The 13,758-nt window shown below is 47.2% G+C and carries 13 protein-coding genes; 11 read left to right on the forward strand and 2 right to left on the reverse strand.

All coding sequences use genetic code 11. The features are described 5' to 3' along the window. Positions 1 to 42: 42 nt before the first annotated feature. A complete protein-coding gene (locus ACTL32_RS10175) occupies positions 43 to 384 on the reverse strand; it encodes a hypothetical protein (RefSeq protein WP_441341368.1) in 342 nt (113 codons plus the stop codon). 233 nt (positions 385 to 617) lie between these two features. Between ACTL32_RS10175 and ACTL32_RS10180 the strand changes: the two genes are divergently transcribed. The 9 genes from ACTL32_RS10180 (at position 618) to ACTL32_RS10220 (ending at position 9,049) form a co-directional block, all read left to right on the forward strand. Then, positions 618 to 1,358 carry a metal ABC transporter ATP-binding protein gene (locus ACTL32_RS10180; RefSeq protein ID WP_441341369.1) on the forward strand — a complete coding sequence of 247 codons (741 nt, stop codon included), beginning with the start codon at positions 618 to 620 and terminating at the stop codon, positions 1,356 to 1,358. A gap of 1 nt (position 1,359) precedes the next feature. Beyond that, the gene (locus ACTL32_RS10185) at positions 1,360 to 2,220 is read left to right on the forward strand and encodes a metal ABC transporter permease (RefSeq protein ID WP_441341370.1); all 861 of its coding nucleotides are present in this window, start codon (positions 1,360 to 1,362) and stop codon (positions 2,218 to 2,220) included. A gap of 25 nt (positions 2,221 to 2,245) precedes the next feature. Beyond that, positions 2,246 to 3,184, forward strand: coding sequence for a metal ABC transporter solute-binding protein, Zn/Mn family (locus tag ACTL32_RS10190; protein WP_441341371.1), 939 nt, complete (start codon positions 2,246 to 2,248; stop codon positions 3,182 to 3,184). Between the two features lie 41 nt (positions 3,185 to 3,225). Next, complete coding sequence (gene mntR, locus ACTL32_RS10195; RefSeq protein ID WP_441341372.1) at positions 3,226 to 3,651, forward strand: transcriptional regulator MntR; 426 nt, start codon at positions 3,226 to 3,228, stop codon at positions 3,649 to 3,651. A 264-nt stretch (positions 3,652 to 3,915) separates the two neighbouring features. Then, the gene (locus ACTL32_RS10200; RefSeq protein ID WP_441341373.1) at positions 3,916 to 4,299 is read left to right on the forward strand and encodes a MerR family transcriptional regulator; all 384 of its coding nucleotides are present in this window, start codon (positions 3,916 to 3,918) and stop codon (positions 4,297 to 4,299) included. Further along, entirely contained in the window at positions 4,296 to 5,798 is a 1,503-nt protein-coding gene (locus tag ACTL32_RS10205; RefSeq protein WP_441341374.1) for a class I adenylate-forming enzyme family protein, read from the forward strand. Before ACTL32_RS10200 ends, ACTL32_RS10205 begins: the two co-directional genes overlap by 4 nt. Next, complete coding sequence (locus ACTL32_RS10210; protein WP_441341375.1) at positions 5,799 to 7,520, forward strand: acyl-CoA dehydrogenase family protein; 1,722 nt, start codon at positions 5,799 to 5,801, stop codon at positions 7,518 to 7,520. Positions 7,521 to 7,672: 152 nt separating this feature from the next. Continuing rightward, positions 7,673 to 8,464 carry a YwaF family protein gene (locus ACTL32_RS10215; protein ID WP_441341376.1) on the forward strand — a complete coding sequence of 264 codons (792 nt, stop codon included), beginning with the start codon at positions 7,673 to 7,675 and terminating at the stop codon, positions 8,462 to 8,464. 96 nt (positions 8,465 to 8,560) lie between these two features. Then, positions 8,561 to 9,049 carry a DinB family protein gene (locus tag ACTL32_RS10220; RefSeq protein ID WP_441341377.1) on the forward strand — a complete coding sequence of 163 codons (489 nt, stop codon included), beginning with the start codon at positions 8,561 to 8,563 and terminating at the stop codon, positions 9,047 to 9,049. A 95-nt stretch (positions 9,050 to 9,144) separates the two neighbouring features. On the opposite strand, the gene ACTL32_RS10225 is transcribed toward ACTL32_RS10220, so the two are convergent. Further along, positions 9,145 to 9,801: a Type 1 glutamine amidotransferase-like domain-containing protein gene (locus ACTL32_RS10225; protein ID WP_441341378.1), complete on the reverse strand. Its 657-nt coding sequence runs from the start codon at positions 9,799 to 9,801 to the stop codon at positions 9,145 to 9,147. Positions 9,802 to 9,981: 180 nt separating this feature from the next. Here ACTL32_RS10225 and ACTL32_RS10230 point away from each other — a divergent pair, with 180 nt between their 5' ends. Together ACTL32_RS10230 and ACTL32_RS10235 are read left to right on the forward strand one after the other, a co-directional pair. Continuing rightward, the gene (locus ACTL32_RS10230) at positions 9,982 to 12,549 is read left to right on the forward strand and encodes a type I restriction-modification system subunit M (RefSeq protein ID WP_441341379.1); all 2,568 of its coding nucleotides are present in this window, start codon (positions 9,982 to 9,984) and stop codon (positions 12,547 to 12,549) included. Then, entirely contained in the window at positions 12,546 to 13,751 is a 1,206-nt protein-coding gene (locus ACTL32_RS10235; RefSeq protein WP_441341380.1) for a restriction endonuclease subunit S, read from the forward strand. The genes ACTL32_RS10230 and ACTL32_RS10235 overlap by 4 nt, the downstream gene beginning before the upstream one ends. The last annotated feature ends 7 nt before the right edge of the window (positions 13,752 to 13,758 follow it).

Here is a 13,758-nt window from a genome sequence, read left to right on the forward strand (position 1 = left end):
ACAAAATCCCCTCTGAACATTGGGTTCAGAGGGGATTTTGGTTTATGCGATGGATCCTTCTTCCGGCGCACCGAGTTTATCGGTCAGCGTCTTGTAGATATCATCGAAATGTTCGTCATCGTACCACATCTCGTTATAAGACGCGGAGCGTATGAGCGCTTCCTTGTCGACTTTGACCACTTCAATCTGGACCGTATTGCTTTTTCCGGTCTCATTAATCTCGCGCTTCTTCTCCTCGATAAACGCTTCCGCATTGGGCGGTTCATACTGCTTGAACGTCTCGACGACTTCATTGAAAACCGTGATTGTATCTTCTTCGCTCCGGAACAGCCAGTAATAATCCTTCTTATCGCGTGATAAATGCAAGTTCAATTGATAATGCATCGAATTCCTCCTCAGGAAATAAAATCATTTTTTGAATATGGAGTTCTATACCCGTTCTTGCATATTTTAAAAGGCAGAAGATTTTATTTTTTATGTCCAGACAGCAATCAGAAAAACGGATACTTTAAATTCTTTTCTATTTACATTTATCCACAAAAGGACTAAACTAATAAAAAAGTTTCCTTGAGGAAAGAATATTCGACTTACGAAAAATAGTGTTAGGAGGGAATAACATGGGTTCTGCACTTGTTCTAAAAAATGTCGGGGTCTCGTACTACGGCAAACCCGCCATCCAGGGAATCGACCTGAACGTTGAAGAAGGCAATATCCTTGGGATCATCGGGCCTAATGGGGCCGGGAAATCGACGCTGTTGAAGGCCTTATTGAACCTGGTGCCGATCAACCGCGGCAGCATCGAGATACTCGGAAGCACGTTGAAGGAAAACCGCAAAAAGATTGCCTACGTCCCGCAGCGGAGCGAGTTCGACTGGGATTTCCCCATCCATGTGCTGGACGCCGTGCTGATCGGCACCTACCCGAACCTCGGGCTGTTGAAGCGGCCGAAGAAAAAGGATCGGGAGTGGGCATATGCCTGCTTGGAAAAAGTCGGCATGGAAGCGCTCGCCGGCCGGCAGATCGGGGAACTCTCAGGCGGCCAGCAGCAGCGCGTCTTTCTTGCACGGGCGCTTGCGCAAAATGCCGACCTGTTCTTCCTCGATGAACCGTTCGTCGGAATTGACGTGGCGAGTGAAGAAACGATCATCAATCTCCTGAAGGATCTGGGTAGTAGAGGGAAAACGGTGGTGGTTATCCACCATGATTTGAGCAAAGCGAACGATTACTTCGACCAATTGCTCCTATTGAATAAAGAAGTCGTTCATTTCGGCAAGCCGCAGGAAGTGCTGCGTCCGGAAATCATCCTGAAAGCGTACGAGCGGGAACTGGCCTTCCTGCATGAAGTGGGGGTGAATTAGCATGGAGTTTATCGAAGGGATCATCCAATATGACTTTCTGCAAAAAGCGCTGCTGACATCGATCATGGTCGGTGTGATCTGCGGCGTCATCGGCTGCTTCATCATCTTAAGGGGCATGGCGCTGATGGGAGATGCCATTTCGCATGCGGTGCTGCCGGGCGTCGCGATCGCCTATGCTCTCGGCATCAATTTCTTCTTCGGTGCAGTGTTCACCGGCGTCTTGACGGCCATCGGCATCGGCTTTGTCAGCCAGCACAGCCGCATCAAACAAGACACGTCAATCGGCATCCTGTTCACCGCGGCATTTGCGCTGGGCGTTATCCTGATCACGGTACTGGAAAGCAGCACCGATCTGTACCATATTCTTTTCGGTAACGTACTGGCCGTGCGGCCGTCCGATATGTGGATCACGCTCGGCACCGGCGTGCTGGTGCTCGCCGCGGTCTATCTTTTCTACAAAGAACTGCTGGTCACTTCGTTTGACCCGGTCATGGCGGAAGTCTACGGGCTTCCTGTCAGGCTCATCCATTACTTCCTGATGACGCTCCTGACGATGGTGACCGTCGCCTCGCTGCAGACCGTCGGCATTGTGCTCGTCGTCGCCATGCTGATCACGCCGGCTGCCACCGCATATCTTTTGACCGACCGCTTATCAGTGATGATCTTCCTGTCCGCAGTGATCGGCGCGAGTGCCGCTGTCATCGGCCTGTACTTCAGCTTCACCTACAACCTGGCGTCTGGTGCGACGATTGTGCTCGCGGCCACTGCGCTGTTCTTTCTGGCATTCCTGTTCTCACCGAAACAAGGGGTGGTCTGGAGAGAATGGAGTGCCAAGAAAAACCAGAACAAATTAACAACTTAGACTCTAAAAAAGGGGGAGCATCCCAATGAAAAACACGAAAGCATTCTTGTTCCTGAGCCTTTTCCTGCTGGGTATCCTGGCAGGCTGCTCGAGCAATGGCGGCCAGAAAGAAGCCGCAGGCGGCGATAAACTGCAGGTCGTCACGACCTATTCCATCATTTACGATATCGTAAGCAATGTCGGCGGGGACCGGGTCGAGATCCACAGCCTGGCTCCGATCGGCTCCAATCCGCATGAATACGATCCGCTGCCGAAAGACGTCCAAAAGACTACTGATGCGGATGTTGTCTTCTATAACGGCTTGAACCTGGAAGCGGGGAATTCCTGGTTTGAGAAACTTCTCGGCACCGCTGGAAAATCAGGGGACGGCGCCCCGGTCTTTGCCCTCAGCAAAGGAGTCGAGCCGATGTATTTGACGACTGAAGGCAAAGAAGGGGAAGAAGATCCCCATGCGTGGCTGGATGTGCAAAATGGCATCCAATATGCAGAAAACGCACGTGACGCATTCATCGAAATCGACCCGGACCACGCGGCAGAATACGAAGCGAATGCGGAAGCCTATATCGGCAAATTAGAGGCGCTGCACCAAGACGCCATCGCGCGCTACAGCGAAATCCCGAAAGAAAAACGCGTGATTGTCACGAGCGAAGGCGCCTTCAAATACTTCAGCAAAGCGTATGATTTCCAGGCCGAGTACATCTGGGAAATCAACCAGGAAAACCAAGGGACGCCGAACCAGATTACCCGTGTTTTGAAAGTGATCGAAAAACAGGACATCCAAGGTTTGTTCCTGGAAACGAGCATCGATCCCCGCAGCATGGAAATGGTTTCCCGGGAAACCGGCATTGACATCAAAGGGAAGGTGTTCACCGATTCGATCGGAAAGCCGGGAGAAGACGGAGACACCTACATCAAGATGATGGAGTGGAATATCGAGACCATTCTGGCCGGGCTTACGGAATAAAAACTGATAGCCAAACGGAAATCCGGAGGGAGGAAAGCGGAATGGGCGTGCCCACCATTAGCATGGAGGATTATTTGGCAAAGATCTACCAGTTAACGGAAGAAAACGGCTATGCTCGCGCAGCCGATGCGGCCGCTGCACTGGGCATCCTGCCGTCCTCTGTTTCCAAAATGCTGAAGAAAATGGCCGAGCAAGGGTTGGTTTCCTACGAAAAGTACCGCGGGTTCAAGTTAACGCCAGAAGGCAGCAGCATCGCGAAAGACATCGTCGACAAGCACCGGACGCTGGAGGGGTTCTACCGCGTTCTTGAAATCCCTGCTACAGACAGCCGAAAAGAGATCGAGGGAATCGAACATCACATCGGTCCGGAAGCGGTGTTTTGCATGGGCCGCCTTGTCCGGTTTTTGGAGGAGAACCCAAGCGTCAAAAAGGCGTACATGGAGTATCGGGAAGCACAATCCCGCTAGTTCCCGGCTCTTGAATGGTCGTTAACGATTCTAAAAGCCAAACAACTTCAAATCAAAAAAGGCAAGAAACCCGCTGGCACTCGCTCCAGCTTAAAACACTTTGAGGAAATCAAACTTCCTCGGAGTGTTTTTTTATGCTTTGAGGCCTATATAGGTCGAAGAAGAGGATGGCCTATACCGTTATTCCACTAAAACCCCTTGCACTTTACGTTAACGTCAATGCTAAACTAAAACTATCAAAAAAATCAGACAAGGAGGCGGGACATGAAAACGATAAGGGAAGCCGCGGAGGAATTCGGGGTGACGACGCGCGCGATCCGCTATTACGAAGAAATGGGCATGCTGAAGCCCGAGCGGACAAGCGCCAATCAGCGGATGTTCTCGAACGCCGAAATCGCGAAGCTGAAGCTCATCGACCGTGGCAAGAAATACGGATTCACGCTGGACGAAATCAAGGAAATGGTGCTGCTGTTCGACGCCGACCGGTCCGGCACAAAGCAGCTGGAGCGGACGATCGAATACGGCAAAAAGCAGATTGCCGTGATGGAAGAACGCATCGAAGAACTCGAAAAGACTAAGGGAGAGATGGAAGCGCTTCTGGGGGAGTTTTCCGAAAAGCTATCAAAACTAAAGGGGATGGGACAATGAATCTTTCACAATTGCTCGAGCGGAATGCACGGAAATACCCGGACAGCGAGGCAGTGGTCGGAATGGGCCAGCGCTTGACATTCCGCGAATTGGACCGGCTCGCGAACAACGCAGCACACGCGTTAAAGGAGCGGGGAATTGGCCGCGGCGACAAGGTCGTCCTCTTCATGCCGAACGTGCCCGAATTTATAACGGCATATTTTGCGGTGCAGCGCTTAGATGCGGTCATTGTGCCGATCAGCGCAAAATTGGGACAAAAAGAGATTGAGTACATACTGGAGCACTCGGACGCAAAAGCGCTCCTGGCACATGAAGGGCTGTTTGAGGCCGTGAAGGGGTTGAAAAATGAAAAATTGCTGATGTTCAAAACGGGTGAAGCGATGGATACATGGGAGTCGTTCTGCGAACTGGCAGCCCTGCAATCAGAGGAAAAGCTTTCTTCCGATGCACAGGACGACGACCCGTCGACGATCCTTTATACATCCGGAACGACCGGAAAGCCGAAAGGCGTGCTGTTCAGCCACCGCAACGTGTTGACAGTCGCCGGCATGATTTGCGTCGAAATGGAAATGAAACCGGAAAGCCGCCTCTTGCATATGATGCCGCTGAGCCATTCCGCACCGCTTCACCTGTTCCTCGCGGCCGGCATGATTGTCGGCGCCAAGCATGTGCTCGTTCCGACATTTACACCGAATCTTTTGCTGGATGCAGTGGAAAGCGAACGGACGACGCATTTCTTCGGGGCGCCGGTCGCTTACCTTATGACAGCGAAGCATCCGGATATCGCGAAGCGCGATTTGTCTTCGATGAAATGGTGGATCTACGGCAGCGCACCGCTTTCTGCAGGGGAAGTAAAATTTGTCCAGGACGCGTTCCAAACCGACAATCTGGTATGTGTCTACGGCCTGACAGAAGCAGGGCCGAGCGGAACATTGATGACAGGTCCGGAACACAGAGAGAAAGCCGGAAGCATCGGCAGACGCGCAGCGCTCCATACCGAAATCCGCATCGTCGATGACGCCGGGCAAGATGTGAAGCCCGGCGAAGTGGGAGAGATCCTGCTTCGGGGAGAAGGCAATATGCTCGGCTATTACAAGAGCGAGGAAGCGACAAAAGAAACCTTCCTAGGCGACTGGCTGAAAACCGGCGACTTGGCGAAATTCGATGAAGACGGTTTTATCTGGATCGTCGACCGGAAAAAAGACCTCATTATTTCAGGGGGCGTGAACATTTACCCGAAAGAAATCGAAGAAGTGTTGCTCGCGCATCCGGATATCCACGAGGCTGCCGTGATCGGTGTGCCGCACGCGGAATGGGGCGAGACGGTGAAAGCGTATTTTGCCGCATCGCGTGAAGTGAGTGCGGAAGACATCAAAACCTTCGTTTCGGAGCAATTGGCGAGCTTCAAAGTGCCGAGGCTCATCGAACAAGTGGAAGCCTTGCCAAGGAACGCATCCGGAAAAATCCTCAAGCAGCCGCTGCGGGAAGGAAGTGTTTGAATGGTTGTCTTAAAAGGGCCAGCCCCCACAGGTGAACGCAATTTCTATGACCGGGACAAAACGTTAAAGAAAATCTTAGAAGAGCGGCTCCCAGAAGATTTCCTTCAATATGCAGACCGGGAACTCAATAGTTTCGGCAAGCTCACGGCGGGTGACATCGATGAACGCGCCCGACATACCGACCGGGAAGGGCAGCCAAGGCTCGAGAAATACGACCGGCTCGGTGAAGACATCTCCCGCGTCTGGGTCAATGAAGGTTATAAAAAGACCGTCGAAGAAACGTACGGGACAGGCATCGTCGGCTTCGTCCACAAGGAAATCCCAGAGCTCGGGAGAAAGGGCAATTACGTCTATAGTTTTGCACAAGGCTATCTCCTGTCGCAGTCGGAACCCGGCTTCTATTGCCCGGTGACGTTGACGATGGCGACGGCGTATCTTCTCGACCATTACGCAGACGAAGGGGTCAAATCGCGCTTTTTGCCCCATGTGTGCGCGACCGGCGACACGGAATTGTTTGAAGGCGCAACGTTCTTGACCGAACGCCAAGGCGGCTCGGACGTCGGCGCGAATGTCGTGAAGGCTGTTCCATCGGAAGAAGGCTACCGCTTGTACGGCGAGAAGTACTTTGCCTCGAATGCCGGAATGGCCGGCGTCGCAATGGTGCTCGCCCGCATCGAAGGCGCGCAAGAAGGCTCGAAAGGGCTGACACTTTTTGCGGTGCCCTGGAAAGTCGACGGCCAATTGAATGGCATCCGTATCCGCCGGCTGAAAGACAAGCTCGGCGTCCGGGCGGTGCCTTCCGGTGAGGTCGAATTCGACGGCGCGCAGGCGTTTGTCGTAGGAGACCCGAAAGCCGGCCTCAAGTACATGATGGAAGCGCTGAACCTGTCCCGAATCTGCAACGCGGTCGCATCAATAGGAATTATGAAACGCGCACTTGACGAAGCGGCGGAATACGCTGAGCGCCGCAACGCATTCGGCCAGAAGCTCACCGATTTCCCGATGGTGCAGGACAGCTTGATGAAACTGCGCGCCAAGCAGGACTTTGAGACCGCAGCGATCTTTGATCTCATCGGTTTGTACGACCGGGTGACGGCAAAGGAAGCGACGCCGGAGGAGCAAGTATTGAACCGCTTGCTCATTGCGATCTTGAAGAAGGAATCTGCTGAACAAGCCATCCACTTTTCGCACGAGGCGATTGAAATGCACGGCGGCAACGGTTACATCGAGGACTTCGTCACGCCGCGCCTGCTCAGGGATGCGCAAGTGCTGACGGTGTGGGAAGGCACCGCAAACATCCTCGGCCTCGAACTGATTCGCCTCGTCAATAAATTCGGGGCGCACGACATATTTATCCGCCATATCGAAGAGCGGCTCGGAAAACTGCAGCCGACAGGCGATGTGGTGCTAGTGCAGGAGAAGGCGAAAGGGCTGCACGCAGAACTGACGGTGTTCGCTGGATTCGACGCCGCCCTCCAAAGTTTTGACGCGAAGCCTTTGATGCAGAAAATGGCGCAGCTTTTTGAAAACACCATCGCGCTTGAGTGGTCGGAAAAACACGGCGGCATCTACACGCCGCTTTCCGAGATTTTCACGGAGATGACGTGGGGCACACGGCAGACCGGCGGAGAGATGAAGACGATGAACTATTTCGAAGAAGTGATGGCGGATAAAAATCATGTTCAAGAGAAAAATCTGAACGATCCGGACAATAAAAAATAAACTGCATACATCGCCGCTCCATGTGAATAAACATTCCTCGGAGCGGTGTTTTATTTTGGTGATGCTTATGAATCGATGGGATTGTGTTGCTCCGGCGGAGAGGAAAAAGGCGGAATATTTTAGAACCATCCAACTTCTTGCAACGATAAATAATGCTAAACTATTCTCATAACGAGTTACACAGGAGGGCAGCTATGGAAACCTGGTTTGGTGCTACGTCCGACTATCCTTTTGAGGTCTTTTCCTTTAGCCACTTGCTGGCGTTAAGCATAGCCTTCATTGGGCTCCTTTGCCTGATTCTGTTGAAAGACCGCTTAGGAGTGAAAGCACAATCCTTTCAGCGGTTGCGCTGGCTATTGCTCGCCATCCTTTTTTTCTCGGAAGTCTCCTACCAGTATTGGGCCGTTACACATGATCTTTGGAGTTTCAGCCGCCATGTGCCGCTTCACTTATGCGGAATTGCCTCTGTTACTGCCATGATCAGTTTGCTGACCTTGAGGCCTTTATGGATTCAAATCTCCTTTTTTATCGGAATCGTGCCGGCTGTCCTGGCCTTAGTGACACCCGACTTGCCTTATGATTATCAGCATTACCGGTTTTGGAAATTCTTTATCCATCACACCGCGATTTCCTGGGCTTGTTTGCTTTTAAGCTTGGCTTTTCCAAAATCGATCACCATCCGTTCGGTGTTTTCCATTTATACATTACTGCTCCTTTACGCCGCTTTCATCGGTTTCCTTGTGAATCCGATGACGGAATCCAATTATCTCTACCTGAGCCGGCGGCCGTCCGTTGCTTCTCCATTGGATTTTTTCGGAGATGGCCTTTGGTATTACTTCAATCTGTGTTTAGCCGCCTTGCTGTTGTTTTTTGGGCAGTACTTGTTGTTCCAAAGGTTCATTAAGGAGCGGCTCGGGGAACGAAATAATTCTAATAAGTATTGAGGATTGTCAAGATGTTGTGGGCGTATAGAAAGTTGTTCAACAGCAAAAGAAGCGCGATGGGAAATAAATGATGAATCAATAGAGTGGAGGCTAATCATGAAAATGTTTTTTCATTACAACTGGATGGTCCGCGAAGAGTGGTACCGATGGTGCGAAGGAATCCCTGAAGAAGAGCTCTTGAAGAAGCGGACGGGTGGACTCGGCAGCATCCTCGAAACACTTTTTCACATAGCGGATGTGGAATGGAGCTGGATCCGCCTGCTGGAAGGTAAGGAAGACTTCCAGGAAGGCTTCGACAATTACAAGAGCCTGGAGAAAGTGCGTGAGCTTGATGCGCGGTTCCGGCCGGAAGTCGAAAGCTTTATGGCCAACTGGGATGACAGCATGGAACATCGGGTGCTGACAACGACCGGGCGTGATGGAATGATTGACACTGACGAGTGGGGCGAAGTGATGCGGCATGTCATTGCACATGAAATTCATCATATCGGCCAATTGTCCGTGTGGGCGAGGGAATTGGGAAGTGAGCCGGTGTCTGCGAATCTTATTGGCAAAGGTCTTACTGAAATGAATTCAAACCAATAAAAAACAGAAAGCGACAAATTCTTCGTCGCTTTCTGTTTTTTATTTTTATGGGCCTTGTTTAGCTCGTGCACCTAACCTCTGGCCATCCATCAAAATTAGAACGTCTCCTCTAATTTCTGAATATCTCCGTGAGAAATCAAATAAACAGTCCCTAGAATGTCTATTTGGTCTCCCTGTGTACGCACCGCACAATCCTTGTTCGACGCATAAACCTTCATTTCTTCCGATAGCGAAGACAGTTCGCGTTGAACCAGTGCCATGTTGTTTTCAAGATCAAAATGGGACAGGACGGAAAAATTGTCGAGGCCGATTCCGTCGTAAAGGGAACTTGTCTCCACTGAATAGCCGAAGCTTTTCGAATACACCCATTTCGCCGACATGTTGATGGCACCGGCGCTTGCGCCCATCACAATGGCGTCGCTGCTTTTGATCCATTCCGCCAATTCATAGTCCACCAAAAATGCATTTTGCTTGAGGGTATCCCCACCCAACAAGAAAATGACGGAAGCCTTTTGAATCAACGTTTGGGCATCTTCCTTCCCTACGCGGTAATCGATGGACTGATACTCATCAAACGCAATGCCGGCTCCTTCCAGCCACGAACGTTCAATAGCGCCATCTGCGTCATCCCTCAATGGATTCGAGCTGATCATCACGAGCGATTTCCGATCCGTGATGTCCTTCTGTAGCTGCTTGCTTAGACCCTCCGGAAAAAAGTCGTTGAACCAGCCTAAGTAATAGTGAGTTTTCATTAGGTTCCTCCATAGTCATATGTATAAGAATATCATTCGGTTATAATAGTAGAGGATTGTCTATAATAACTCTATCTTTGGATACTTCATTAGACAGCTAGATTGAAGAGAGAACTAAACTAATGAATAATATCAATATATTATATGTAGCATATAAAAAAAGTTATTGGGGGATACAAAGTGATTACATCAGAAGAAATCAAACGTAGATTATGGGATGGCGCCAATGAATTACGCGGCTCAATGGATGCCAGTCGATATAAAGACTATATGTTGGGGTTAATGTTCTACAAATTCCTAAGTGATAAAACGATTGATACATTTAGAATCACAAGTGGGATGAAGCAAAATACCGAGCAAGAGGTAATTGATGCGTATCGCGAAAGCCACGCACAATATCCTGAATCTCTTACAAAAATGCTGTCTAGCGTCCTTGGTTACTACGTTTTACCAGAACACTTATACCAAACGTGGATTACTGATATTCGTTCTGGAAAATTTGAAGTTCAAAAAGTAACAGATAGCTTGAACCACTTCGAACGAACAATTGCAGTGACAGGCGACTCAGATGATTTCAAGGGACTATTCTCAAGTTCTACATTGGACCTGACAGATACAGCATTAGGCAGCAACTTACATGAACGTAGTAAGAATATAAAAGAACTCATTTTACTTTTTGCAGATCTCAATATGGTCGCTTTGCAAAAAGGAGACGTATTAGGCGATGCCTATGAATATTTAATTGGACAATTTGCGATGGAATCCGGGAAGAAAGCCGGAGAGTTCTACACACCATCACAAGTGAGTGAAGTCATGGCGCAAATCGTTGCGAAAACCAAATCAATTGAAACAATCTATGACCCAACAGTCGGTTCTGGGTCGCTCTTATTAACGGTAAGCAAGCATTTATCAGAAGATGAGAAGAAAAGCTTAGCTTATTACGGGCAAGAGAAAAATACAGCAACTTATAACTTAACAAGAATGAACTTACTCCTTCACGGCGTACGTCCGGAAAAAATGACGATTAATAATGGCGATACACTTTCAGAAGATTGGCCCGAAGATCCACAACGTCCAAACGAAGGTGTGCAATTTGATGCGGTCGTCATGAATCCCCCGTATTCAGTGAAGAATTGGAATAAATCCAATTTAAAAATAAGTGACCCACGTTTTGAAGTTGCAGGCGTTTTACCACCTGATTCAAAAGGAGATTTTGCGTTTCTTTTACACGGACTGTTCCATTTAGGGCAACAAGGAACAATGGCGATTGTCTTACCACATGGCGTGTTGTTTAGAGGTGGCACAGAAGGAGAAATACGTAATCGCTTATTAGAGAAGAATTATATCGATACAATCATTGGTCTTCCAGACAAGTTATTTACGAATACAGGGATTCCTGTAACCGTCCTTATTTTGAAGAAAGATCGTCCACTTGGTACTCCTGTGTTAATGATTGACGCTTCTAAAACGTTTGTAAAAGAAGGGAAGCAAAATGTTCTAAAAGAAAAAGACATTGCTAGAATTGTAGATACATACGCGACGCGTAATGAAGAAGCTGGCTATAGTCACTTAGCAACGAGAGATGAAATTATTGAAAATGAGTACAATTTAAATATTCCACGGTATATAGAAGCGATTGAGGAAGAAATCCCGCAGGATGTTGATGCTCATCTTTACGGGGGGATTCCGTATGCCAACATCGCAGAATTAAAAGTATTACAAGAATCCGTTCCAACCATTATCAAACAGGCATTGAAAGAAGTACGTATTGGCTACGTTGAGTTGACAGAATCGATAGCTGACTTGAAGAAAAAAGTATTGACTGATGATCATGTCGTTCAAAAGTCAACAGCAGTCGAACAGCAATTGAAAGCATATATGGACAAATATTGGGCGTTATTGAAAACGATTAATGATGTAAATGCAATCCCTGAACTACGTGAGGCGATGTTAGTAGAGATTAAAGAGCTTTTGTTAGCGTTCAATCATATTGATGAATACGATGGCTATCAAATCATTGCAGAAATCTGGAAAGACAAGCTGACAGAAGATACAGAGATTATTGCTTTAACAGATTTCTATATGGCTGGGCGTACCCGCGTACCATTAATAGTAACGAAAGGTTCTGGGAAAACAAAAAGACAAGAGCAAGATGGATGGATAGGAAGTATTGTCCCGACTGAATTAATTTTGAAACATTTATTCAGTAAAGAAGTTTCTACTATAGAAGAAAAAGAAACCAGACTTTCTGAAATCGATGCAGAGTTAACTGAGTTAGTCGAAGCAGCCAAAGTCGAAGAAAGTGATGAAGAAGTTGCGTTAAGTGAAGCACTGAACGACAAAGAAGATGCTTTTACAATAGGAGCCATACGCTCGCTATTAAAAGAAGCAGAAAAAGGAAGTGCCGACCACACGTTATTGAAAAAAGTAGAGGGTTTGCTAAATGAAAAGACAACGTTAAATCGTGACGTGAAGAAATTAAATCAAGAATTAAAAGAAGCGACAGAAAATCGCATCGAAACGTTAACTGATGTGGAAATTGATGATCTTATGCATGAAAAGTGGTTCGGTTCACTCGTTTCTAAAATTATGCGATTAATTGAGAACCCTTTAATAAAGGAACTAACGATACTCGAAAAATTACAAGAACGCTATTCAGAAACGTTATATACATTGGAAGAAGAAAGCAAACAATTAGAGCAAGAATTAGAAGAAATGATAGAGCAATTGGTGGTGAATGAGTCTTGAAAGAAAAGAAGTTAGTGCCGAAAAGGCGATTCAAAGAATTTCAAAATACTGATGCGTGGGAACAGCGTAAGTATGGCGAGGTTATAGATTTATTATCGGGACAAGATTTTTCGCCTTCAGAATATAACGATACGTGTAACGGTATACCCTATATGACAGGAGCTAGTTGTATAGTTGGGAAAGAGACTATCGTTAACCGTTGGACAACAGTTCCTAGATGTTTAGTAGAAAAGGGGGACCTTTTGCTTGTCTGTAAGGGATCTGGTTATGGAGCAATCGCTGTAATGGCGCAAGATAAAGCGCATATTGCTAGGCAGTTTATGGCTTTGAAAAACCTATCTGATTTGGATAAAGTCTTCAATTTCTACTTATTGAATTCAATAATAGAAAATATAAAAAAAGAAGCTAGAGGTTTAATAGCTGGGATTGCAAGGGATGCTGTTATAAAACAAGAAATTTCTATTCCGTTATTAGCAGAACAAGCCCAAATTGGATCATTACTAAAAACATTTGACGATATTATCGCTCTTCATCAGCGTAAGTTAGAAAAAACAAAAGCTTTGAAATCTGCATATCTTGCTGAGATGTTCCCTGCGGAAGGTGAACGAGTTCCTAAGAGAAGGTTTGCAGGATTTAGTGGAGAGTGGGAACACAGGAAGTTTGACGATGAGATTGAACTCTTCAGTGGATTAACATATTCACCAAAGGATGTTAAAGACAAGGGTACCTTAGTTTTGCGTTCTTCAAATGTGAAAAATGGTGAAATTGTTGATGCTGATAATGTATACGTAAATTCTGAAGTAGTAAATTCGAGTAACGTAAGAAAAGGTGACATTATTGTTGTAGTAAGAAATGGATCTCGTTCATTGATAGGAAAGCACGCACAAGTTAAGTCTGAATTGCACCATACAGTAATTGGAGCTTTTATGACAGGAATACGTTCTAGGCAGTCCAATTTTGTTAATGCCTTATTAGATACAAAAGAGTTTAAAAAAGAAATAGACAAAAATCTAGGTGCTACAATTAATCAAATTACCAATGGAATGTTTCGAAATATGATTTTTTTATTTCCGGATATCCAGGAACAAAAAGCTATCGGTGAATTCTTTAACAAACTAGATAATCAAATTATCAAACAGCAACAAAAACTCAACAAATTAAAAGCAATGAAACAAGCATATTTAGAAGAAATGTTTGTCTAAGGGGGTG

Source organism: Planococcus sp. FY231025 (assembly GCF_052078085.1).
In the GTDB taxonomy this organism is placed as follows: Bacteria; Bacillota; Bacilli; order Bacillales_A; family Planococcaceae; genus Planococcus.